Origin of the sequence: Peribacillus sp. R9-11 (assembly GCF_031345095.1) — a bacterium.
GTDB lineage: Bacteria > Bacillota > Bacilli > Bacillales > DSM-1321 > Peribacillus > Peribacillus butanolivorans.
This window is the reverse complement of the sequence record NZ_CP133763.1, coordinates 4269078-4291794: the sequence shown is the minus strand read 5'-3', so window position 1 is coordinate 4291794 and position 22717 is coordinate 4269078. Positions and strand designations below refer to the sequence as shown.

Genomic DNA, 22717 nt, shown 5'->3' with positions numbered 1-22717 from the left:
TTCTCAATTCAATTAATTGCAAAATTCCGGTAAAACAAATATTATTAGGCTTGTACATAAAGCAGAAAAAGGAGGAATTTTTAATGGCTTCAGTTACATTTAAAAACAACCCGGTCACTTTAGTAGGACCAGAACTAAAAGTGGGGGACAAAGCTCCTGATTTTACCGTATTGGCTAATGATTTATCACCCGTTACATTAAGCGACTCTAAAGGGTCTGTCCGCATTATCAGTGTAGTTCCATCTGTCGATACAGGTGTATGTGATGCACAAACACGTAAATTCAATGAAGAAGCTGCAAAATTGGATAATGTGAAAGTACTGACGATCAGTAATGATCTTCCTTTCGCACAAAAGCGCTGGTGTGCTGCAAGTGGATTGGACAATGTTCAAGTACTTTCCGATCACCGCGACCTTTCATTCGGTGAAGCTTACGGTGTCGTTATGCAAGAACTTCGTCTATTGGCGCGCTCTGTATTCGTTGTGAACAGCAACGATGAAATCACATTCGTTGAATATGTTAGTGAGGGTACAACTCATCCAAATTACGAAGGTGCAATCGAAGCAGCTAAAGCAGCAAAATAAGATACGAATTCATAGAAACCGGGCTCATTGTGCCCGGTTTTTTGTTTTAAAGTTTAAAAGGAGGAAATTGTTCATAGGTTTTTAAATTCTAACCATCCAAGTGAAATCACAAAGATAATCCATAGAACAGTAAGTAGTCCGTATAGACAAATAAAAACATAAAATCCCCACTTTAGAATCATCAAAAAAATACAACCCCTCCAGTCATCAACACTATTAAATTAACATATTTACCTTATATTTACTAAGGGTGAAAAAAAGGATGGCTCGCGCGAGATTCCTTATATGCGGACTTTCAAATAGGAAAACAGTACGTTAAACAAGCGAAGAATGATAAGCAGGACGTACGACTTGTATCTCTTTCTTCTTACCTATAAAATAGGGACAGAAGCAAACAGGAGGAATAAATAAGTGAAGTCTACCCCAGTTGAACAATTATTTTATGAATTTGATGAAACAGCCCAAATATTGCAAAGTGAACTATCATGTACATATCTGGATGCCTTAGGAGAAACCGGAGAGAATTTCTTCCAAGGGAAAGTACTACAAGAGGAAATTAGTGAAGTATCGAAGAAAAGGTTAGCAAAGCAATATGCGGATTTTTCACCGGAGAAATATGAAAAGGAAGCCATTCGTAAAGCGTACCAGCTAGCAATATTAAAAGGTATGCAGCAGAGCGTACAGCCGAATCACCATATGACGCCGGATGCAGTAGGTATGTTTGTCAGCTATTTAGTTGGTAAATTTACGAAGAATCAAAAAGAGTTAGTCATGCTTGATCCTGCCGTCGGAACGGGTAACTTACTATTTGCGATTTTGAACCAACTAACGGACAAAGCCATCGCGTCATATGGTGTTGAGATTGATGAAACCTTGATTAGGCTTGCTTATGCAGGTGCCAATCTACAAGAACACCCGCTGCAATTTTTCAATCAGGACAGCTTAGAGCCGCTCTTCATTGATCCTTCAGATGTTGTGGTCAGTGACTTGCCGATTGGTTATTATCCGAATGATGTTCGTGCAACTGAATATGAGTTGAAGGCTGAAAACGGACATTCTTATGCGCATCATTTATTTATCGAGCAAAGTGTTAAGCATGTGAAGGATGGCGGATATTTATTCTTCATTGTTCCGAATAACTTATTTGTCTCGGAAGAAGCCCCTAAGCTCAATGATTTCTTGAAAAAACATACACATATCCAAGGGATGGTTCAGCTACCGCTTTCCATGTTTAAAAATGAAGAGGCTGCGAAAAGCATTCTTATTCTTCAAAAGAAAAAAGAGGATATCGAAGCACCGAAGAAGGCCCTTCTCGTACAACTTCCGAAGTTATCGGATTTCGAAGCGACAAGGTCTGTTATGCAACAGATGGATGATTGGTTTAAAGAGGAAAAATAGATAATAAAAGCTGGTGCCACAGGCATTGGCTTTTATTTTTAGGGAAAAGTGATTATTTTAAATTTTTAAATTTTTATTGGTTGTATCCGCTTACCATGATAAGATTATACAATATACTGCACGTTTCGTAGTGATGATCATAGGAATTGTAGACTAGCTTAGAGTAAAGGAGCAGGATGGATGTCTAAAATTATGGCTATTAATGCAGGCAGCTCTTCTTTGAAGTTTCAGCTTTTTGAGATGCCGAGTGAACAAGTAATTACAAAAGGTCTTGTAGAAAGGATCGGCTTGAAAAATTCCACGTTTACTTTAAGCGTTGAAGGCAAAAAGGTTTCTGAAACGCTGCACATACCCAATCATGAAGTAGCTGTCGGGCTTTTATTAGAAAAACTGATTCACCATCGCATCATAGGCTCATTTGAAGAGATAGATGGTGTAGGGCATCGTGTTGTGCATGGTGGTGAGGTGTTTAGTGACTCAGTCTTGATTACAGAGGATGTAATAGAGGAGATTGAGAAGCTTTCAGATTTAGCTCCCCTTCATAATCCTGCTAATAGCACTGGAATTAAGGCATTCCGGCAAATACTAAGCGAAGTTCCAGCAGTAGCTGTATTCGACACTGCTTTTCATCAAACCATGTCAGCAGGTTCATATATGTATAGCTTACCATTTGAATATTATGAAAAATATGGAATCAGGAAGTATGGGTTTCATGGTACTTCACATAAATATGTGTCCCAGCGTGCCGCAGAAATGATTGGTCGGCCGATTGAACAGCTCCGATTAATATCCTGCCATTTAGGAAATGGTGCAAGCATTACGGCGATTAAGGGCGGAAAGTCGATTGATACATCGATGGGGTTTACTCCATTGGCCGGAGTTACAATGGGCACGCGTTCAGGCAACATTGACCCTGCATTGATTCCTTATATCATGGAAAAAACAGGGAAAACAGCTGATGAAGTGCTGGATGTCTTGAATAAGAAAAGCGGCATTCTAGCTCTTTCTGGCTTTTCCAGCGATTTGCGCGACATCCAAGTGGAAGCAGATAAAGGCAATGAGCGTGCGGAACTCGCACTTGAAGTGTTTGCTGATCGGATCCACAAGTACATAGGTTCCTATACAGCGAAAATGGGAGGTGTGGACGGCATCATTTTTACAGCGGGTATCGGTGAAAACAGTCAAACCATTCGGGGAAGAATCTTGGATGGCCTCGAATTTATGGGCGTATACTGGGATGAGGATCTCAATCGTACCTTGGGTGAGGAAGCGTTTATTAACGCACCGTATTCCCCGGTGAAAGTGATGGTCATTCCAACCAATGAAGAAATCATGATTGTTAGAGATACTGTAAAAATAGCTTTGAGTGAAAGCATTGAAAACGTGACTTCTTGAATCATAGAAAATCTCCTTACCTATTAATTTTTCGGGTAAGGAGATTTTTCTATGATTGCAATCAACCTATTTGTTAAAAGGTGATTCAATAGATTTGAATCCTCACATGGACCTTCGTATAACTTTTTGATATCTTATCAGTTAACATATCCGCGAGTACTGAATCCTCATACCAATCATCTAAAGGTTCTTGAAAAGTCTACCTATGGTATAATTAAGGGAGAATCCACCAATTCTGTACATAGGAGGCTTGATGCATGGAATTCACGAATCGGGAAATAACAATTTGGAATGAAATTAGTGAATGGCAGGAAAACCTTTATCAATATGAGCCAACAGACCTGGCAGCATTGTATGATAAATGGCTAGAGCAGGGTTTTTCACTGCTCCCAGAAAACGTCCAACAGCAGTTTTTTGAAAAGCTTGATACCTGGCTTTTTCATCTGCATGCCATGGTTCAGAGCTCACAAGTTCAAATAGATGCAAGAGAGCAGATTTTAGCATCAGCACGGATGTTTAATGAAGATATCGAGACACTTAATGACCTAAATCTCTTGACGATCGATCAGTTGAATTACATAGCGAATCAGCATATTGCTAAGCACCGCTTATATTCTTTTGCACAAGGCGGAATAAGCGGGTCCGGCGGGCTACTTTTACTTGGAAGTGATATCCCGGCCATGACAGTCATCAATGTCAGGACTGTACAGTTGATTGCGATGTCCTATGGTTTTGAAGTGAATACGCCCTTTGAAATGATGCTGGCTTTAAAGGTATTTAATGCAGGAGCAATGCCGAAGAGGCTTCGAGGAACAGCTTGGGAAGAATTGATTCGGGAAGTTCAGACTGCAGAAGATGACTATTTTTATTTGGGAATTGAAGAACTTACAAATCCGACCTGGATGGAACAGCCACTTAAGCAGCTGCTGAAGGCCGTATCTATTACTATTTTTCGAAAAAAACTAGTTCGGGGCATCCCATTTATCAGCATGGCCATCGGGGCTGGGTCCAATTATCAAATGACCCGCAATGTAAGTGAATTTGCCCAAAAGTTCTATCAGTATCGGTATTTACAGAAAAAGAAGGCTGATGAAGAATGAGTGTCAAGGAACACAAAAAAGCCATCACGGAGGCGATTCGCTGTAAGGTGATAACCGTTAGTGATACACGTAATAAAGAGACTGATAAAAGCGGCGCTCTAATGATTGAATTATTGAAATTAAAAGGGCATGAAGTGACGGAATATGAAATTGTCAAAGATGAACGTGGTGCGATTCAAGGGGCGATTACTGCTGGCTGTGAAAACAGCCAGGTAGATGTCATCCTAACTAACGGAGGCACTGGCATTGCCAAAAGAGATGTAACAATCGAGGCAGTTAAAGAATTGATGACAAAAGAAATCCCTGGTTTTGGTGAATTGTTCCGGATGCTTAGTTATCAAGAGGACATTGGTTCGGCGGCCATTTTATCGAGGGCCATTGCCGGAGTAGTGAACAACAAGGCAGTTTTTTCCACACCCGGATCTTCGGGTGCGGTTCGGCTGGCGATGAATAAATTGATTCTACCGGAATTGGGACATGTCGTTGGTGAACTTCGGAAGGATATATAAGAAAAATGTAAAAAAGCCTCAGCTTTCAAAGCTGTGGCTTTTTGCATGGAATCGGCCTTAATTATGCATCTTTTCACTCACGCCTTGATTAGCTCGATACCAAAGCCATAAGTCATTGATGATAGAAGCAAGTTCGGCAATTTCAGAATTGAGATGGCAGGATAATACGAAATTACTTTCGTCAGAGAGCTGTAGCTGTTTCCGGTTAATGAAGGATTCTAGTTCCTTAATGCGATCTGGGATGTTGCCCCGGATATTTTCCCATTGCACGAGTATTTGCTGTTGCTCGCTTTTCGTATATTCATCCCACTCCCGGGACAGGTCAGGAATGGAGATGCCAAGCCGTTCATCATACGTAAATAGCTCTTTCATATTTCCCCCCCTTTTCGAATTTTCATACTTCTAGTTTACTATATTTTAGCGGATGCATCCATTATGTGTGGGCCTTAAAATATTAACAAATTATTTAGCAGAATCTTTAAAATACCCCTTGTATTCCGTTTGTAAAAATGATAAAGTACTAATCATAGATTGAATAAAAATAACAACGAATGAATTTTTATTCATACGAAAGGGACGATAAAATATGGGAAATCAAAAAGTTGTATTAGCATATTCCGGAGGACTAGATACTTCCGTTGCAATTAAATGGTTACAAGATCAAGGATACGAAGTTGTGGCATGTTGCTTGGATGTCGGTGAAGGAAAAGATTTAGATTTCATTAAAGAAAAAGCAATCACTGTTGGTGCGGTAAGTTCATATGTGATTGATGCGAAAGATGAATTCGCTGATGAATTCGCATTAACGGCTCTTCAAGCCCATACTTTATATGAAGGAAAATATCCATTAGTATCAGCTCTATCACGTCCACTAATCGCTAAGAAACTAGTAGAAGTGGCTGAAGCAGAAAATGCGGTAGCAGTTGCGCACGGTTGTACGGGAAAAGGAAATGACCAAGTGCGTTTCGAAGTATCCATCTCAGCTTTAAACCCTAATTTAAAAGTTCTTGCACCTGTTCGTGACTGGAAATGGTCTCGTGAAGAGGAAATTGAATATGCAGCGAAAAATGGCATTCCGGTTCCAATCGGCTTAGCAAGTCCATTCTCGATTGACCAAAACCTTTGGGGAAGAAGTAACGAATGCGGAATCCTAGAAGACCCATGGGCAGCTCCGCCAGAAGAGGCTTATGATCTGACAACTAGCCTTGAAAATACGCCAGATACTGCTGACATCATTGAAATTGGTTTTGAGCAAGGTGTACCGGTTACATTGAATGACAAAAATTATAAATTGGCTGACTTGATTGTTGAATTGAATCAAATCGCTGGTAAACACGGGGTCGGACGTATCGATCACGTAGAAAATAGATTAGTAGGAATCAAATCTCGTGAAGTATACGAAGCTCCAGGTGCTATGACATTAATCGCTGCACATAAAGAGCTTGAAGATATCACACTTGTAAAAGAATTGGCTCACTTCAAACCAGTAATCGAGAAGAAAATGACTGAATTGATTTATGAAGGTCTTTGGTTCTCTCCACTTCAAAAAGCATTGGCTGCATTCTTGAAAGAAACGCAAGTGAATGTAACAGGTACAGTTCGTGTGAAACTTTTTAAAGGCCATGCGATTGTTGAAGGAAGAAAATCTGAGTACTCTCTATATGACGAAAAATTAGCGACCTATACAAAAGCAGACGAATTCGATCATGATGCAGCAGTTGGATTCATTAAATTATGGGGACTTCCAACGAAAGTGAACAGCATGGTCAATAACAAGAAGGTGACAGTGTGAGCAGCAAGCTTTGGGGAGGAAGATTCACAAAGTCTGCAGAAGAATGGGTAGACGAGTTTGGAGCTTCTATTTCCTTTGACCAGGAACTTGTCCTTGAAGATCTTCAAGGCAGTCTGGCTCATGTAACCATGTTAAAGCAGTGCAGCATTTTACCCGAAGAAGATGCAGATCAGATTATTTCAGGTCTGAAAAGTTTACAGGAAAAAGCAGAAAAGGGCGAATTAACTTTTAAGGTTGAGATGGAGGATATCCATCTTAACCTAGAAAGTATGCTTATTAACGAAATTGGACCAGTTGGCGGAAAGCTGCATACAGGCAGAAGCCGTAATGACCAAGTTGCAACAGATCTTCATTTATACATGCGTAACCAAACGAAAGTCATTGTGGAACTCATTAATGACCTGCAAGAAGCGATTTTGGAACAAGCTAAGAAAAATGTGGAAACACTTATTCCAGGTTATACACATCTACAACGGGCACAGCCGATTTCATTTGCACATCATTTAATGGCCTATTTTTGGATGCTTGAGCGGGATAAGCAGCGCTTTACAGAAAGCTACAAAAGAATAAATATTTCACCATTAGGTGCAGGGGCGCTTGCTGGGACAACTTTCCCTATTGACCGCGCTCTAAGTGCCGAGCTACTGGGCTTTGATGGTATCTATGAAAACAGTCTGGATGCTGTGAGTGACCGTGACTTTGCCATCGAATTCATGAGTAACAGTGCGACTATGATGATGCATTTATCTCGTTTCAGCGAAGAAATCATTCTTTGGTCAAGCCAGGAATTCCAATTTGTTGAATTAGACGATGCGTTCTCGACGGGAAGCAGTATCATGCCACAAAAGAAAAACCCTGATATGGCGGAATTGATTCGTGGTAAAACAGGACGGGTTTATGGGAATTTAACAGGATTATTGACAGTATTAAAAGGACTGCCGCTTGCTTATAACAAAGATATGCAAGAAGATAAAGAAGGCGTTTTTGATACGGTTAAAACTACTGTTGGCTCACTGAAAATTTTTGCAGGTATGATTTCGACAATGAAAGTGAAAACAGATGTCATGGAAAAAGCAACAAAAAATGACTTCTCTAATGCAACGGAATTGGCCGATTACCTTGCTTCAAAGGGTATGCCTTTCCGTAAAGCGCATGAAGTTGTCGGCAAACTTGTATTATTCTGTGTCCAAAATGGCTGCTATTTGGTAGACCTTAGCATAGAACAATTTAAGGAAGCTTCAGAGTTGTTTGAAAATGATATTTACGATGCATTAAATCCTTACGAAGCAGTTAAACGTCGTAATAGCGCTGGTGGTACAGGCTTTGCGCAAGTACAGCTGGCGATTGAAAAAGCGGAAAAACTGGTTAGTAAATAACATCAAAAAAAGCTCGTTCACCAATTTCGGTGAACGAGCTTTTTTTGACTATTATTTTTTATCAATATTCGTACGCACGACGATTACATCGCAGTTTGAATGGCGAACGATGCCTTCAGACACACTGCCGATCAAGAAACGTTCGACAGCATTAAGACCTGTTGCACCGCATACAATCAAATCGATTGTATGTTTTTTCGCTAAATCTCTTGGAATTTGAACTTTAGGAGAACCATATGCCACTTCAGTTTTTACGTTGGCAATCCCGGATGCAATGGCTTCCGTTTTATACTTTTCCAATAATTCATTGGCAAAGGTTTCAGAGTGATCACGGATAGTCATATCATAAGCTTCAATAGTAGGGAAATTCCTTGTGTCCACGATATGTGCAAGCACAAGGGTCGCGTCACTGAGTTTTGCTAAATAGATTGCCTTTTTTAAGGCCCACTCTGCTTCTTCCGAACCGTCCACTGCTACTAGAATATTTTTATAATCTATACTATTCATAGTGAATCTCCTCCTTCTATTTCATTCCTATTATATAATGATTTACCAGGTGCATCCTGTCTCAATTGTAACAAATTAGCGAATGTTTCAATCGTACTATCTTAAGATTTGCAGACTCTTTGGATATTTCGTCAAAACTTCACAGCCTGTATCGGTGATATACAGATCATCTTCAATCCTGACCCCTGCAACATTTGGTACATATATACCTGGTTCAATCGTATAAACCATTCCTGCTTGCAGTTCGAGTGAATTTGTTTCCGTTAAGGACGGGTATTCATGGATACTGATGCCGAGTCCGTGACCAAGGCGGTGCGGGAAGTATTCACCGTATCCTTGATTTCTGATAATATTTCTGGCTGTCAAGTCAATCTCCGAACAGGAAACACCAGGTTTACTGGCTGTAACCGCAGCCTCTTGAGCTTTTCTTACCGTTTCATAGATATCTGCTTGTTTATCATTGATGTCACCGTAAGCAACAGTTCTAGTGATGTCAGAGCAGTATCCTTCAAAGACGACGCCTAAGTCAAAGAGGACAAGGTCGCCACGCTGAACTTTCGTAATACCTGGTGTACCATGAGGAGAAGCGCCATTTTTACCTGTCAGGACCATGGTAGAGAATGACATTTGGCTCACTCCAGCCTTTTTCATTTCGAATTCAATAGCTGCGAGAATCTCCATTTCCGTTTTACCCTCATGGATTTCATTGACACCCACTTCAATTGCAACGTCAGCGAGACGACATGCTTCACGGATTTTGACCATTTCCCCTTCTGACTTGATCATCCTCATCCTTTGAAGTTTTTCTTCAGCTGAAACGAGTTTTGGTGCAGCAAAGTAGTGCTGAACTTTTTCATAGCGTTCTACATTCATATGTTCTTTTTCAATGGCCATTTTTTTCATGGTTAGTCCACGTTTGCTAACTGCTTGCTGAACTTTTTCCCATGGATTTTCAATATCGGTGTATCCAATGATGTCTCCATTCCATCCAGCTTGTTTAGCATCCGGAACTTCCATTTGCGGACAGACCAGGAATGGTTCGGCGTTGCCAAAAATGGCAAGTGCAAGAAGTCTTTCATGCGGATCGCTTAAAAAACCGCTGCAATAGAAGATGCTATCTGGAGATGTAAGCAAGGCTGCTTCAATTTCATTGGTTTGCAGCCAATTTTGTAATTCATTCAAACGTTCATTCATGACTATACCTCCATTAATAAGATATAATTACCTTAGCAATATATGAAAAAATAGTAAATGGCAAAGCCTTAAGAACTTATTGATTAATAAAATAATGGGTATCAGAAGGGAGCATCAGAAATGAAAGTATCTTTTCATGGACATGCAATTGTAAAAGTTGAAACGAAAGGAAAAACAATTTTATTTGATCCGTTTATTACAGGAAATGAATTAACTGATTTGAAGGTAGAAGATGTGAAACCGGATGTGATTATCTTAACACATGGTCATAATGACCACGTTGGTGACACGGTTGAATTGGCGAAGAAGCATGATGCACTTGTCATCGGCATTGCCGAAATTGCCGACTATTTAGGAGCTCAAGGCGTTCGGACCCACGGAATGAGCATCGGTGGTGCATTCGAGTTTGAATTTGGAAAAGTGAAGCTGACACCAGCGTTTCATGGAACAGGTTTCACTACAGAAGACGGCCAAATTATCTATTTAGGGATGCCAGCCGGCGTGTTACTTACTGCAGAAGGAAAAACAATCTATCATGCAGGTGATACAGCAGTGTATTCTGACATGAAACTGATAGGCAAACGACATCCAATTGACTTGGCATTTCTGCCAATCGGCGACAATTATACCATGGGACCGGAGGATGCAGCACTTGCAGCGGAATTCCTTAAGGCCAAGCAAGTAGTGCCGATTCATTACAATACGTTCCCTGTCATTAAACAGGATCCGAACAAATTCATTGACTTGCTTGAAGAGGAAAATGGACTAGTCATGAAAGTCGGAGATGAAATCGAATTATAAGAGGAACGGGAGCCCGAAGGGGCTCCCGTTTTTATATGTGTGAAAATTAGCCGAATGGATGGTGGAGGAATTAGGTTTAGATAATATCGGTAACAAAAAAGGAGCTAGAGAGAATTATCTGACAATTAACTGGAAGTGGTCAGGATGTTTTTTCATAATAATAATAATTTTATATTTTGAGCAGAAGTCATGAACATAAGGAGAAAATAAATCTAGTTCATTCATATATGAGTCAAGATTCTTTTTTTCTTTTGTAGGCATAAAATGAATAGATGGAAAAAAGGAGGGATTGGATGAAACAGAGGTTATTTTTGTGCTTGCTTTTGTGCGGGGTGATGCTGTATTATGCAGTGCCGCGTCTGTCGCTGGAAAGCGGCGGATTGGAGAGCTTGTTTGCTGGATCTTGGTTGTTGTTTGCGTTATTGGCGGTAGCCGGAAACTTGACGGGGATTCTATATTCTCCTAAGAAACACAAAGTCAAACGGAAGGTGGAATACAAAAGGTTGCGTCAATATTAGTAGTTGTTTGATAAACTAGGCTCTTTGACCTTATAATGGAGAATAGGAATACCGTGAAAAGGGTGAAGCGCTTGGCTACAAAGCATGAACAAATATTAAAACATATCGATGGACTGCCTGTTGGGGAGAAGATTTCCGTCCGCCAAATTGCTAAAGCATTGAATGTAAGTGAAGGTACGGCGTATCGAGCAATTAAAGAGGCAGAGAATCAAGGCTATGTAAGTTCCATTGAGCGGGTTGGTACGATTCGTATTGAGAAAAAGAAAAAAGAGAATATTGAAAAGCTCACGTTCGCTGAGGTAGTTAATATTGTAGACGGACAAGTTCTAGGTGGGAAAACGGGTCTTCATAAGACATTAAATAAATTTGTTATTGGGGCTATGAAGCTAGATGCCATGATGAGATATACAGGTGCAGGAAATCTACTGATTGTAGGGAACCGTACCCAGGCCCATGAGCACGCGTTAAAAGCGGGTGCCGCGGTGCTGATTACCGGTGGTTTCGATACTGAAGATCCTGTTAAAAAATTAGCCGATGAATTGGAAATGCCAGTCATTTCTACGAGTTACGATACATTTACCGTAGCAACCATGATCAACAGGGCGATTTATGACCAATTGATTAAAAAGGAAATTTTGTTGGTAGAGGATATTTTGACTCCTGTTCAAGAAACGACCTTTTTAACAGTAGGTGACCGGGTTCAGACTTGGCATGAACTTAATCAGGAATCAGGGCACAGCCGTTTCCCTGTTGTGGATGAGAATATGAAGGTTCAAGGTATGGTCACATCAAAAGATATTATGGGTCAGGAAGAGTTAACGCTCATTGAAAAGGTGATGACGAAAAATCCGATGACCGTAGGCGATAAGATGAGTGTCGCGTCTTCTGCCCATATGATGGTGTGGGAAGGCATCGAGTTGATTCCAGTCGTAAACGACAGTCATATTCTAAAGGGAATAGTGAGCAGGCAGGATGTACTGAAGGCACTGCAAATGAGTCAAAGGCAGCCGCAGGTGGGCGAAACGATTGACGATACAATTACGAGTCAGCTTGTTATGACTTCGAATCGCGGGAAGGGCGAGGAAGTGTATAACTATGGCGTCACTCCTCAAATGACCAATTATCTTGGTACCATTTCAAGCGGGGTTTTCACGACTTTGGTTACCGATTCAGCAAACCGGGCACTTAGAAGCTATAAGCGTGGTGACTTAGTCGTTGAAAATATGACAATTTACTTCATCAAGCCAGTCCAGATCGACAGTACGCTTGAAATCCATCCGCGAGTGCTTGATGTGGGACGTAAATTCGGAAAAGTAGATGTCGAGGTGTTTAACCAAGGCAAACTTGTCGGTAAGGCGATGCTTACTTGCCAATTGCTCGATCGTTCGTAAAAAACTAAATCAAAAAGGATAATCGAATTCGATTATCCTTTTTGATTTGCAGCTTCTTCAATCGCATGTGGAAGGTAAAATTTATACATTTTATAGCCTCCCCAGATGCTGAATACTCCAACGAAGATGAAAACGGCAGAAATGATATAAGTTGTTGTCGTGTGGAATAGAAAAAGCTGATTGACTCCGAATAGAGAGACAAAAGCACCGAGGGCAATGGAAGACTTTCCAGAAATCCACTTTTTCTCCATCGGCATTTTTGTACGCACCGATTTAATTTTATAAAAGAAATAGACTCCTAGTGAAAGAACAATCAAGGTGACAAGAATAGGCATTGTTAATAATTCCCCCAATTTAACATATGTACCTTATTATTGTAGCGGGAAACTTAGAAGAATGCCACCGTAAACAAGATGACTCTTCCTATTTCTCCAATTTTTTGATTAAATAAAATATATCATCTTTATATTAAGCACGATAATACATATATAGAAGGAGAATTATATGAAAGCTGAGATTTTAGCAGATATTAAGCGTTACGATACTATTATTATCCATCGTCATGTCCGTCCGGATCCGGATGCTTATGGTTCCCAAGGGGGACTGGCGGAAATTCTGAAAGCATCTTTCCCTGAAAAACAAATTTTCACGGTTGGGAAAGAAGAACCATCATTGAATTATTTAAGAAGGCTCGATGTGATTTCAGATGAAACGTATCAAGGTGCTTTGGTCATCGTGTGTGATACCGCAAATACAGACCGGATTTGTGATAGACGTTACACGACGGGAGATAAATTAATTAAGATTGATCATCATCCTAACGAAGATCCATATGGCGATATGCGTTGGGTCGATACATCTTCAAGTTCTACGAGTGAAATGATTTATGAATTTTATCTGTTCGGCAAAGACCAAGGCTTGAAGATGAGTGATGAAGCAGCCCGTCTTTTGTATGCAGGCATCGTTGGCGATACAGGGCGTTTCCTATTCCAAAGCACGACTGAAAAAACATTTGCTTTTGCTAGTGAGCTTATTCACTATTCATTTTCCCGTCCGCAGTTATATCAGGAGATGTATGACGTTAATGAAAGTATCGTCCGGTTAAATGGCTACGTGCTGCAGCATTTCGAAATCCTGCCATATGGCACAGGGAAAATGATCATCACGAAAGATATCCTTGAAAAATTTCATGCGTCGACTTCTGAAGCATCTCAGCTTGTCTCCTCACTTGGTTCAATTAAAAATGTGAAATCATGGGTCTTTTTCATTGAGGAGGAAAATGAAATTCGGGTTCGTTTCCGCTCTAAAGGGCCAATCATCAATACGATTGCCCGGAAATATAACGGCGGAGGCCATCCGCTTGCAGCAGGGGCTTCCATCTATTCTTGGGATGAAGTGGACAATATCCTTGCTGATTTAGAAGAGTTGAATAAAGCAGAATAAAAAAAAGTAAATAGTTTTGTAGTGCAAAGCAATAATTGAATAATATTTTAAGACCAAATCACATATGGATTTGGTCTTTTATTTTGGTGGATATTTAATATTGGATTCATCATTCACCTACCAAACAGACGTACAGAATTATTTCGTCTTCCTATTAAGAAGTAGTCCTCTTTAGTTTGATTTCAATATTCATTTTCGTATAAAACATGATTTCCACGACTTCAAGCTTATAACGCTTTTTATTGATGTCCACGATTTTATTTTCTATTGATTTTTTTAGTAGCATTTTTCCGTTATATACGCTTACGATATCCTTGGCGAGAAGGGAGGAAAGGTCGTCCTCTATCACATCCTCTGCTTCAGCGATACTCAGCCGATCGAGACTGTATTTTCCATTCGTAATCGTTACTTCCACTTCTTGAATCGTTAAAATCTCTTCGTTTTGCTGGTTTAATTTTTTATATTCCTGCTCCCAAATCGCAATTTCTTCGTTCAGATCCTTGATCTCTTCTCTTTGGTCGTGAATGATTCTAATCTGTGTTTCTTGCTGGACCCCATACATATAAAAGAAAATCACCCAGCTGATCAATCCGCCAAGTGCAGCCCCGGCAAAAAAACGCTGCCAGGTGGGGGACCGGTGAAATGGAGGAATCCTCATGAGGATATATGCTCCTGAGTGAACCAGTTGATGATCAGCGCTCCTGTCTGTGCTCCGCCAAGAGCAGAAATAATTAGTAGAACCTGTTTGACAATATCTTTCGTTTCCCCGTGGAAAATACCGCGTTCGAAATTATAGACCATATCAAAAGTACCTCCGATGGCAGCAACAATCGCCCAAATACGCAGGCTGTCTGATAATCGAAACACAGTCGTCATCGGGGCTTGTCCCGTGAAAAAAGCAGCTAGCCCTCCGATAATCGACCCGCCAAGCAAAACTCCAAGCGATATGAAAAAACTGTTGATAAATGCCGGAACAAAGGCTTCATTCATGTATCATCATCCTTTTGGCTTTATATTCTTCTACTCTATTTATATGGGAAGTACAGAGGTAATATGATAGTGGGGCAAAATCATGGGATAAAAAGATACTGGCAATGAGAACATATTTTCTTTTTTTGAAATAAACACTATAATGAAAAGAAACATGCCTTACAAAGGTGGGAGAAAAAACGTGTATACTCATCTCCATATTCAGAGCGGATACAGCCTGCTGACAAGTACGGTGAAAATCAGTGAACTAGTGGCCAAAGCGAAAGCGGATGGCTGTACAAGTCTTGCTTTAACCGATCGAAATGTTATGTACGGTTCAGTCTATTTTTATAAAGAATGTAAGAGACAGGGGATAAAGCCGATTATCGGTATTCTTGCAGATGTTCTTGATGAACAGGAAGCAGCACATCGCCTTCTTTTATTAGCAAAAAATCTTCAAGGATATCAAAATCTGCTTAAAATAAGCAGTGCCATAAAAACAAAATCTCCGTCAGGACTTCCAATGAACTGGCTTAAAGCCTATTCACGGGGATTGATAGCCATCTCTCCAGGAGCGGAGGGGCAAGTAGAAGCGCTTCTGAGGGAAGAAAAGCCGGAAGAGGCTCAAAAGGCAGCTGAACAATATCTGCAGATTTTTGGACATGATAACTTTTATTTTTCCCTTCAAAGACTTTCAATTGCAGAAGAAGAGAAACAAAACGAAGCCATCAGTCTGTTGGCGAAAGAATTAGAGATAAAGATTGTAGCGACGAATCCAGTCTATTATTTGAATGAAAGTGATGCCCTCGCTCAAGAAGTGCTGCTGGCCATCGGAAATGGTGACAAGCTGGCAGATGAGACACGGACGGTGCTTGCATCCAATCAGTATTATTTAAAAAGTCGAGCTGAGATGGCAGAATTATTCCATGACAGGCCGGATGCACTCGAAAATACGCTCCATATTGCCACGCAATGCAATCTCGATATTCCGTTTCATCGTTCCCTGCTGCCAAAGTACCCTACTGAAGCTGGAGTTACGGCTGAAGAAATGCTTGAAGCTGTCTGTTTCCAAGGATTAAAGAAAAGACTGTCTGAGCCATCCGCCGATTACGAAGAGCGCCTTCGGTATGAACTGGATATTATTAATAAGATGAAATTCAGCGATTACTTTTTAATCGTATGGGACTTCATGAAATTCGCCAAGGACAATCAGATTTTGACCGGCCCTGGAAGGGGATCTGCCGCAGGTTCGATGGTTGCTTACGTATTATCAATAACGGATGTCGATCCGATTGAACATTCCCTGCTGTTCGAGCGTTTTCTGAATCCGGAGCGAGTGTCGATGCCGGATATCGATATTGATTTTCCTGATAACCGTCGTGAAGAAGTGATTGCCTATGTCGCGAAAAAATATGGGGAATTTCATGTAGCACAAATCATTACATTCGGAACATTAGCTGCCAAAGCTGCGCTGCGTGACACTGGACGTGTGTTCGGCTTGAATCCGAAGGAACAGGAAGCTGTATCGAAAATGATTCCGAGTCGGCTTGGCATCACGCTTCCTGAAGCTTTCAAAGAATCCAAGTGTCTTCAGGAATTCGTTAATGAAAGTGACCTAAATCAGAAGCTATTTCAAACAGCATTACTGCTTGAAGGGCTGCCACGTCATACTTCGACCCATGCGGCCGGCGTTGTCATCAGTGACCAGGCTTTGACCGAGCATATCCCGATTCAAGGAGGGCATGAGGGCATCCACCTGACCCAATATCCGATGGACATCCTCGAGGAACTAGGTCTTCTTAAAATGGATTTTCTAGGACTTCGCAATTTAACGCTCATTGATAATATTTTAAAAAACATCAAAAAAGGAACTGGGAAAAAGCTGGATTTGGCCAACATACCGATGGATGATTCTGAGACGTTATCTCTGTTAGGACGAGGCGAAACAACGGGTGTATTTCAATTTGAATCTGATGGTATCCGGAAGGTTTTAATCAAGCTGAAACCGAACCGTTTTGAGGATATTGTCGCGGTCAATGCTTTGTACCGTCCAGGTCCAATGGAAAACATTCCGCTGTTTATCGAGCGGAAACATGGATTAACGCCAATTGACTACCTGCACCCGGATTTGCAGGATATCCTTGAACCTACATACGGAGTCATCGTTTATCAAGAACAAATTATGCAAATTGCATCTCGCCTTGCCGGATTCTCACTTGGGGAAGCTGACCTATTACGCCGGGCTGTCTCGAAGAAGAAGAAGGAAGTTCTAGACCAGGAGCGGCAGCATTTTGTAAGTGGTGCTTTGAGCCAAGGATATTCTGAGAAAACGGCTGAAGAAATTTATACGTTAATTGTTCGCTTTGCTAACTATGGATTCAACCGGAGTCATGCAGTGGCTTATAGTGTCATAGCCTATCAACTAGGTTACTTAAAAACCTATTATCCAGAATATTTTATGGCAGCCCTTATGACATCGGTCGTCGGGAATGATGAAAAGATTTCACAATATGCCCGTGAGGCTAAAAAGAAAGGGATTAAGGTTCTACCTCCTTCTATTAATCAAAGCGGCTTCCCGTTTTTACCAGAAAAGGAAGGGATCCGTTTTAGCCTTGGGGCCATCAAAGGAATAGGCGGTACAGTTTTAAAAGAAATATTTGCGGCCAGGCGCCAAAAGAAATTCGCTGATTTATTCGATTTCTGTTTGCGAGTTTCCGGGAAAATTGTCAATCGAAAAGTGTTGGAGGCGCTTGTCCATTCAGGTTCATTTGATGAATTTGGTGAAGACCGTGCTACATTATTAGCGAGTTTGGACGTAGCAATCAGCCATACCGAATTGGTTAATCCAGATGATGATTTATTTGATATGTTTTCGGATGGGGAGTTTTCACTCAAACCCAAATATAACCATGTCGACCCTATTCCCGTTGAAGACAAACTTTCCTTGGAAAAAAGTGTCCTGGGACTTTATCTTTCAAATCATCCAGTGACAAGCTACAGAGATCTTTTTCAGTATTTCGGTTGCTTAACCATTGACGAAGCAATTAATAAAAAAGAGTCAAAAGTCCTACTCGGAGTATATATAACGGCGGTTAAAACCATTAGAACAAAAAAAGGCGATGTTATGGCCTTTTTAACCGTTAGTGATGAAGAAGGGGACATTGAAGCAGTCGTATTCCCAAATGTGTATAAAAATCATTCTGCGGTCTTGAATCACGGGCAGCTTGTTATGCTTAAAGGGACATTGGAAGAGCGGGATGGGAAAACCCAGCTCATTATCCAGCATGTATACCCGCTTGAACAAGTGAAAAAGATGAAACAGGGGATAAATGGAACACTATTCTTGAAAATTGAAGCTGAAAAGCAAACAAAGGATACTCTTCAAAAAATAAAAAAAATTTTAATGCAACATAGTGGTGAAACGAAGGTCATGCTTTTTTATCAGCGGGAAAATCGCTATGTACAGCTATCTTATTGGGATTGGGTCAATCCTACAGACAGTCTAATTCAGGCATTAATTGACATGGTCGGAAAAGGGAATGTAGTCTTTAAGAGAGAATAACTGTTTTACAACTTTAATAGTTATGTTATATTGAAAATAGGCCGCTGTGGTCTGACCACTAGATTTCAGCATATATATTTCGGTTTGACCAATTCGTTCAAGGAGTGAAATTATGACGTTAAGAGAAGAAGCATTACATATGCATCGCTTGAATCAAGGAAAGTTAGAAACAGTTTCAAAGGTACCTGTTAGGAATGCCGAAGATTTAAGCTTGGCTTATTCTCCTGGTGTCGCGGAACCGTGTAAAGAAATTTACGAGAAGCCTGAGACTGTTTATGACTATACGATGAAAGGGAATACTGTGGCTGTCATTTCTGATGGAACGGCTGTGTTGGGACTAGGAAACATTGGACCAGAAGCTGCTTTGCCAGTTATGGAAGGTAAAGCCGTTTTATTTAAGAGTTTTGCAGGAGTTGACGCTTTTCCGATTTGTTTAAAAACGACAGAAGTGGATAAAATTGTAGAGACTGTTAAATTACTTGAGCCTACATTCGGCGGAGTGAACTTAGAGGACATTGCTGCACCGAATTGTTTTGAAATTGAAGAACGGCTTAAGAAAGAAATGAATATCCCTGTTTTTCATGATGATCAGCACGGGACAGCAATTGTAACTGTTGCCGGTCTTGTAAATGCTTTACGCCTTGTAAATAAATCAATATCAGAAATTAAAGTGGTAGCAAATGGAGCCGGTGCTGCTGGCATTGCAATCATTAAATTGCTTTATAGCTATGGAGTACGTGACATTATTATGTGTGACACGAAAGGTGCCATTTTTGAGGGCCGTCCGACAGGCATGAATGAGATAAAAGCACAAGTGGCCAAAGTAACCAATAGAAATAGGGTTGAAGGACCTCTAGAAGTAGTTATTAAAGATGCGGATGTCTTTATCGGTGTTTCTGCAGCTGGCGCGTTAACCAAAGAAATGGTTTCCACCATGAACCGGGATGCAATCATTTTCGCTATGGCTAATCCTGATCCGGAAATCATGCCGGAGGAAGCGAAAGCAGCTGGTGCCAAGGTAGTTGGGACAGGACGCTCCGATTTTCCGAACCAGGTCAATAACGTTCTTGCCTTCCCTGGGATCTTCCGTGGGGCTTTAGATGTACGTGCGACCCATATCAATGAAAAAATGAAGGTAGCTGCTGTTCAGGCAATTGCCGGTTTAATACAAGAACATGAGATTCACGAAGACTACGTTATTCCTGCTCCTTTTGATGAAAGAGTAGCACCTGCCGTTGCGGCGGCTGTGGCCAAGGCAGCGATGGAAACAGGAGTGGCTAGAATTAAAGTGGATCCAGAAGAAATTAAAGAAAAAACAAGAAAATTAGCGATCATTGGAAAAAGTGAGGAATAATTATTTTGGCGGATCGTACTTCTTCATCCAAAATTTATCTCGATGTTGTTGAGAGCCTACGTAGCATGATTGAAGTGGACAGCCTTTTACCAGGAGATAAAATTCCTTCTGAACGGGAGTTATCGGATCGACTGAATGTGGGACGTTCCTCTGTCCGTGAAGCATTGCGTGCCTTAGAGCTATTAGGATTGATAGAAACAAGACGTGGTGAAGGGACGTTTATCAGGGATTTCCAGGAGCATAAGTTAGTAGAGCTTCTGGGAACCTTTTTTTTGCAAGACAAAAAGGTACAAGAAGATTTAGCTGAGACGAAAAGATTGATTGAAATTGACTGTTTACGGATTGTAGCCTTTTTCGCTACAGCAGAAGACATTAAACAATTAATCGTCTGGGTCAAAGCTGAAGAGTTTCTTGATGATGATTTCTTCTTAAGAATTGCCATATTAAATCGCAATCGATTGCTTGAAAGAATTTGGCGCATTGTCAACAGTTATGCTAGAACATCAGAGTTGGTACTGGGTAATACAAAAAAGGAAGATTATCTTGCATTACTTACATATTTGCTCGAACGAGATGAAGAAAAAGCCATTGAAACGTATCTAATTAGAATTAGAAATATGTCGAAGGACGAGTGACACCTTTTTACACGATACTAATTTTATTTTTGATATAGTTTGGGCCAAGTATCATAATATAGATAATTGGTGGTAAAGGGAGGATTAAGCTTGCTTAAAGAGCTATTTGCGAAGTCTAAGAAGAAATATGCAACGGTTCCTTTAGATCGTGAGAAACAAGATGTACCAGAAGGAATTATGACTAAATGCCCCGGCTGTAAAAAAATCATGTATACAAAAGAATTAGTGAAAAACCAGAAAGTCTGTCTGCATTGCGGATTCCATCATTCAATGTCCTCTCATGAGCGGATTGAATATTTATTTGATGCCGGTAGTTTTAATGAATTTGATAAAGAAATGATTTCAGTTAACCCACTTCAGTTCCCAGATTATCTGGAGAAGCTGGAAAAGGATAAAAAGAAAGCCAAGATTAATGAGGCAGTGGTCACAGGGGTAGGAAACATTAATGGCTACCAAGTTTCCACGGCTATCATGGATTCCAATTTTAGGATGGGAAGCATGGGCTCTGTCGTTGGGGAAAAAATCACCCGGGCGATTGAACGGGCTGGAGAATTGAAGATTCCGTTTATCATATTTACAGCATCAGGCGGCGCGCGGATGCAGGAAGGTGTACTTAGCTTGATGCAGATGGCTAAGACCAGTGCTGCTCTAAAGATGTTCAGTAATGAAGGCGGTCTGATTATTTCGATGATGACACATCCTACTACAGGCGGAGTTTCAGCAAGTTTTGCGTCCCTTGGGGATATTAACCTTGCTGAACCTGGAGCCCTAATTGGCTTTGCGGGACGTCGAATCATTGAACAGACGATCCACGAAGACCTTCCAGAAGATTTCCAAACGTCTGAATTTTTGATGAAGCACGGGCAATTAGATGCGGTAGTTAAACGTACGGAATTAAAAGAAACCTTGACAACAATCCTTAAAATCCATGCCCCGGGTGGTGAATGGTTATGATTTACGAATTAGAATTTGAACGTCCTGTTACAGAGCTTCGAAGTAAGATTAAAGAGTTGAAGGAAATAACGAAGGATGCGGATGTAGACCTGACGGTTGAAATCGAAACTTTGGAAAAACGTCTCGAGAAGTTAGAAGTCGATATTTATAATCATTTAAAACCATGGGATCGTGTACAGATTGCTCGACATCCGGCTCGTCCAACAACGCTTGATTACATTCCGCTTTTATTTAATGACTTCATCGAGTTTCATGGTGATCGTTATTATGGAGATGATGAGGCAATTGTGGCTGGTATCGCCGAGTTTGAAGGACGAGCTGTGACCGTCATCGGTCATCAGCGTGGGAAGGATACAAAGGAAAATATCCGTCGTAACTTTGGTATGCCCCATCCAGAAGGCTATCGAAAAGCTTTGCGTCTAATGAAACAGGCTGAAAAATTTAATCGTCCGATTATTTGTTTCATAGATACGAAGGGGGCTTTCCCTGGTAAAGCGGCAGAAGAGCGCGGACAAAGTGAAGCCATCGCGAAAAACCTTTTTGAAATGGCAGGACTGAAGGTGCCAGTTATCAGTATTGTCATCGGTGAAGGGGGCAGTGGTGGTGCTTTGGCTCTAGGAGTTGGAGATCGAATTTTCATGTTAGAGAATTCAACGTACTCAGTAATCTCTCCTGAAGGGGCTGCTGCTTTGCTTTGGAAGGATGCTTCCCAGGCTAAACGGGCCGCGGAATCAATGCAAATCACGGCTCCTGACTTAAATCGCTTAGGGGTCATTGATGAGATTATTCCTGAAGTGAAAGGCGGCGCCCATCGAGATGCTAATGTACAGGCTGAAGCCATTAAGGATATTCTGAAATGTTCATTTAATGAGTTGCTTCCTTTGGATAGCGATGAACTGATCAATCAACGTTATATGAAATTTAAGAAAATTGGTGAATATGAATTTGAAAAACAACCAGAGGGGAAACCTATGGAAGTTGAACAGCATTCATAAGCATTTAGCAACTGGAAAAAACGTGCTGCCAAGGGCAACACGTTTTTTTCAGCCTTACTAGGGAAGCATACATACATATATATATCTGTTTGAGTGAAGAATCCAAACTTTTACGCCATTTTACTTCAATTTCTGAAGAGAATCGGTTAGGCTTAGAACATCAAGTAAGCAAAAGTGAAAAAGTGATTGCTTATTGAAGGTAGAAAAAGGGTACAATGTAATAACGAAAGTTAATGTGAG

General features: G+C 40.8%; 22 protein-coding genes. 16 read left to right on the top strand and 6 right to left on the bottom strand.

Translation table 11 applies throughout. The features are described 5' to 3' along the window. Positions 1–83 precede the first annotated feature (83 nt). The 5 genes from tpx to RE409_RS20855 all read left to right on the top strand — a co-directional run bounded on the left by tpx (position 84) and on the right by RE409_RS20855 (position 4986). On the top strand, positions 84–584 hold the full coding sequence (gene tpx / locus RE409_RS20875) for a thiol peroxidase (protein WP_053347295.1): 501 nt from the start codon (positions 84–86) through the stop codon (positions 582–584). A 411-nt stretch (positions 585–995) separates the two neighbouring features. Next, positions 996–1982 (top strand): class I SAM-dependent methyltransferase, encoded by a 987-nt coding sequence (locus RE409_RS20870; protein WP_053347294.1) that lies wholly within the window; start codon positions 996–998, stop codon positions 1980–1982. 180 nt (positions 1983–2162) lie between these two features. Next, positions 2163–3377, top strand: a complete 1215-nt coding sequence (locus RE409_RS20865; RefSeq protein WP_201223399.1) for an acetate kinase — start codon at positions 2163–2165, stop codon at positions 3375–3377. A gap of 257 nt (positions 3378–3634) precedes the next feature. Further along, a complete protein-coding gene (locus RE409_RS20860) occupies positions 3635–4477 on the top strand; it encodes an EcsC family protein (RefSeq protein ID WP_201186184.1) in 843 nt (280 codons plus the stop codon). Next, on the top strand, positions 4474–4986 hold the full coding sequence (locus RE409_RS20855) for a MogA/MoaB family molybdenum cofactor biosynthesis protein (RefSeq protein WP_201223401.1): 513 nt from the start codon (positions 4474–4476) through the stop codon (positions 4984–4986). Before RE409_RS20860 ends, RE409_RS20855 begins: the two co-directional genes overlap by 4 nt. Positions 4987–5043: 57 nt before the next feature. On the opposite strand, the gene RE409_RS20850 is transcribed toward RE409_RS20855, so the two are convergent. Then, entirely contained in the window at positions 5044–5358 is a 315-nt protein-coding gene (locus tag RE409_RS20850; protein WP_201223402.1) for a hypothetical protein, read from the bottom strand. 214 nt (positions 5359–5572) lie between these two features. On the opposite strand from RE409_RS20850, the gene RE409_RS20845 reads away from it, so the two are divergent. Together RE409_RS20845 and argH are read left to right on the top strand one after the other, a co-directional pair. Beyond that, positions 5573–6778, top strand: coding sequence for an argininosuccinate synthase (locus RE409_RS20845; RefSeq protein ID WP_201186181.1), 1206 nt, complete (start codon positions 5573–5575; stop codon positions 6776–6778). Next, on the top strand, positions 6775–8154 hold the full coding sequence (gene argH, locus RE409_RS20840) for an argininosuccinate lyase (RefSeq protein WP_056529342.1): 1380 nt from the start codon (positions 6775–6777) through the stop codon (positions 8152–8154). The genes RE409_RS20845 and argH overlap by 4 nt, the downstream gene beginning before the upstream one ends. Positions 8155–8205: 51 nt before the next feature. On the opposite strand, the gene RE409_RS20835 is transcribed toward argH, so the two are convergent. Both RE409_RS20835 and RE409_RS20830 read right to left on the bottom strand, forming a co-directional pair. Further along, positions 8206–8661 (bottom strand): universal stress protein, encoded by a 456-nt coding sequence (locus RE409_RS20835; protein ID WP_056529338.1) that lies wholly within the window; start codon positions 8659–8661, stop codon positions 8206–8208. A 96-nt stretch (positions 8662–8757) separates the two neighbouring features. Then, complete coding sequence (locus RE409_RS20830) at positions 8758–9855, bottom strand: M24 family metallopeptidase (RefSeq protein WP_201186179.1); 1098 nt, start codon at positions 9853–9855, stop codon at positions 8758–8760. Positions 9856–9975: 120 nt separating this feature from the next. On the opposite strand from RE409_RS20830, the gene RE409_RS20825 reads away from it, so the two are divergent. The 3 genes from RE409_RS20825 to RE409_RS20815 all read left to right on the top strand — a co-directional run bounded on the left by RE409_RS20825 (position 9976) and on the right by RE409_RS20815 (position 12565). Further along, positions 9976–10656 carry a metal-dependent hydrolase gene (locus RE409_RS20825; protein WP_057219329.1) on the top strand — a complete coding sequence of 227 codons (681 nt, stop codon included), beginning with the start codon at positions 9976–9978 and terminating at the stop codon, positions 10654–10656. A 293-nt stretch (positions 10657–10949) separates the two neighbouring features. Beyond that, positions 10950–11174 carry a hypothetical protein gene (locus RE409_RS20820; protein ID WP_201223405.1) on the top strand — a complete coding sequence of 75 codons (225 nt, stop codon included), beginning with the start codon at positions 10950–10952 and terminating at the stop codon, positions 11172–11174. Positions 11175–11245: 71 nt separating this feature from the next. Beyond that, positions 11246–12565, top strand: coding sequence for a DRTGG domain-containing protein (locus tag RE409_RS20815; protein WP_201186175.1), 1320 nt, complete (start codon positions 11246–11248; stop codon positions 12563–12565). Positions 12566–12597: 32 nt separating this feature from the next. On the opposite strand, the gene RE409_RS20810 is transcribed toward RE409_RS20815, so the two are convergent. Continuing rightward, positions 12598–12900, bottom strand: coding sequence for a YtpI family protein (locus RE409_RS20810; protein ID WP_201186172.1), 303 nt, complete (start codon positions 12898–12900; stop codon positions 12598–12600). Positions 12901–13069: 169 nt separating this feature from the next. Here RE409_RS20810 and RE409_RS20805 point away from each other — a divergent pair, with 169 nt between their 5' ends. Continuing rightward, the gene (locus tag RE409_RS20805) at positions 13070–14008 is read left to right on the top strand and encodes a DHH family phosphoesterase (protein WP_201186170.1); all 939 of its coding nucleotides are present in this window, start codon (positions 13070–13072) and stop codon (positions 14006–14008) included. 154 nt (positions 14009–14162) lie between these two features. Here the strand turns inward: RE409_RS20805 and ytrI are convergent, their stop codons facing one another. After that, a complete protein-coding gene (ytrI, locus tag RE409_RS20800) occupies positions 14163–14666 on the bottom strand; it encodes a sporulation membrane protein YtrI (protein WP_201186169.1) in 504 nt (167 codons plus the stop codon). Beyond that, positions 14663–14998 (bottom strand): sporulation membrane protein YtrH, encoded by a 336-nt coding sequence (locus RE409_RS20795; protein WP_053347281.1) that lies wholly within the window; start codon positions 14996–14998, stop codon positions 14663–14665. The genes ytrI and RE409_RS20795 overlap by 4 nt, the downstream gene beginning before the upstream one ends. 181 nt (positions 14999–15179) lie before the next feature. On the opposite strand from RE409_RS20795, the gene dnaE reads away from it, so the two are divergent. The 5 genes from dnaE (at position 15180) to accA (ending at position 22477) form a co-directional block, all read left to right on the top strand. Then, positions 15180–18539: a DNA polymerase III subunit alpha gene (gene dnaE, locus RE409_RS20790; RefSeq protein WP_397444131.1), complete on the top strand. Its 3360-nt coding sequence runs from the start codon at positions 15180–15182 to the stop codon at positions 18537–18539. A gap of 112 nt (positions 18540–18651) precedes the next feature. Continuing rightward, positions 18652–19893, top strand: a complete 1242-nt coding sequence (locus tag RE409_RS20785; RefSeq protein WP_201186167.1) for an NADP-dependent malic enzyme — start codon at positions 18652–18654, stop codon at positions 19891–19893. Positions 19894–19898: 5 nt separating this feature from the next. Further along, positions 19899–20528 (top strand): FadR/GntR family transcriptional regulator, encoded by a 630-nt coding sequence (locus RE409_RS20780; RefSeq protein WP_309558001.1) that lies wholly within the window; start codon positions 19899–19901, stop codon positions 20526–20528. Positions 20529–20618: 90 nt separating this feature from the next. Continuing rightward, complete coding sequence (gene accD / locus RE409_RS20775) at positions 20619–21482, top strand: acetyl-CoA carboxylase, carboxyltransferase subunit beta (protein WP_201186165.1); 864 nt, start codon at positions 20619–20621, stop codon at positions 21480–21482. Next, positions 21479–22477: an acetyl-CoA carboxylase carboxyl transferase subunit alpha gene (gene accA, locus RE409_RS20770; protein WP_309558000.1), complete on the top strand. Its 999-nt coding sequence runs from the start codon at positions 21479–21481 to the stop codon at positions 22475–22477. Before accD ends, accA begins: the two co-directional genes overlap by 4 nt. Positions 22478–22717: the final 240 nt, after the last annotated feature.

Coding starts and splice junctions, on each gene's coding strand:
- tpx (WP_053347295.1), top strand. CDS start 84: ATGGCTTCAGTTACATTTAAAAACAACCCGGTCACTTTAGTAGGACCA.
- RE409_RS20865 (WP_201223399.1), top strand. CDS start 2,163: ATGTCTAAAATTATGGCTATTAATGCAGGCAGCTCTTCTTTGAAGTTT.
- RE409_RS20860 (WP_201186184.1), top strand. CDS start 3,635: ATGGAATTCACGAATCGGGAAATAACAATTTGGAATGAAATTAGTGAA.
- RE409_RS20855 (WP_201223401.1), top strand. CDS start 4,474: ATGAGTGTCAAGGAACACAAAAAAGCCATCACGGAGGCGATTCGCTGT.
- RE409_RS20850 (WP_201223402.1), bottom strand. CDS start 5,358: ATGAAAGAGCTATTTACGTATGATGAACGGCTTGGCATCTCCATTCCT.
- RE409_RS20845 (WP_201186181.1), top strand. CDS start 5,573: ATGGGAAATCAAAAAGTTGTATTAGCATATTCCGGAGGACTAGATACT.
- RE409_RS20835 (WP_056529338.1), bottom strand. CDS start 8,661: ATGAATAGTATAGATTATAAAAATATTCTAGTAGCAGTGGACGGTTCG.
- RE409_RS20830 (WP_201186179.1), bottom strand. CDS start 9,855: ATGAATGAACGTTTGAATGAATTACAAAATTGGCTGCAAACCAATGAA.
- RE409_RS20825 (WP_057219329.1), top strand. CDS start 9,976: ATGAAAGTATCTTTTCATGGACATGCAATTGTAAAAGTTGAAACGAAA.
- RE409_RS20820 (WP_201223405.1), top strand. CDS start 10,950: ATGAAACAGAGGTTATTTTTGTGCTTGCTTTTGTGCGGGGTGATGCTG.
- RE409_RS20810 (WP_201186172.1), bottom strand. CDS start 12,900: ATGCCTATTCTTGTCACCTTGATTGTTCTTTCACTAGGAGTCTATTTC.
- RE409_RS20805 (WP_201186170.1), top strand. CDS start 13,070: ATGAAAGCTGAGATTTTAGCAGATATTAAGCGTTACGATACTATTATT.
- ytrI (WP_201186169.1), bottom strand. CDS start 14,666: ATGAGGATTCCTCCATTTCACCGGTCCCCCACCTGGCAGCGTTTTTTT.
- RE409_RS20795 (WP_053347281.1), bottom strand. CDS start 14,998: ATGAATGAAGCCTTTGTTCCGGCATTTATCAACAGTTTTTTCATATCG.
- RE409_RS20785 (WP_201186167.1), top strand. CDS start 18,652: ATGACGTTAAGAGAAGAAGCATTACATATGCATCGCTTGAATCAAGGA.
- accA (WP_309558000.1), top strand. CDS start 21,479: ATGATTTACGAATTAGAATTTGAACGTCCTGTTACAGAGCTTCGAAGT.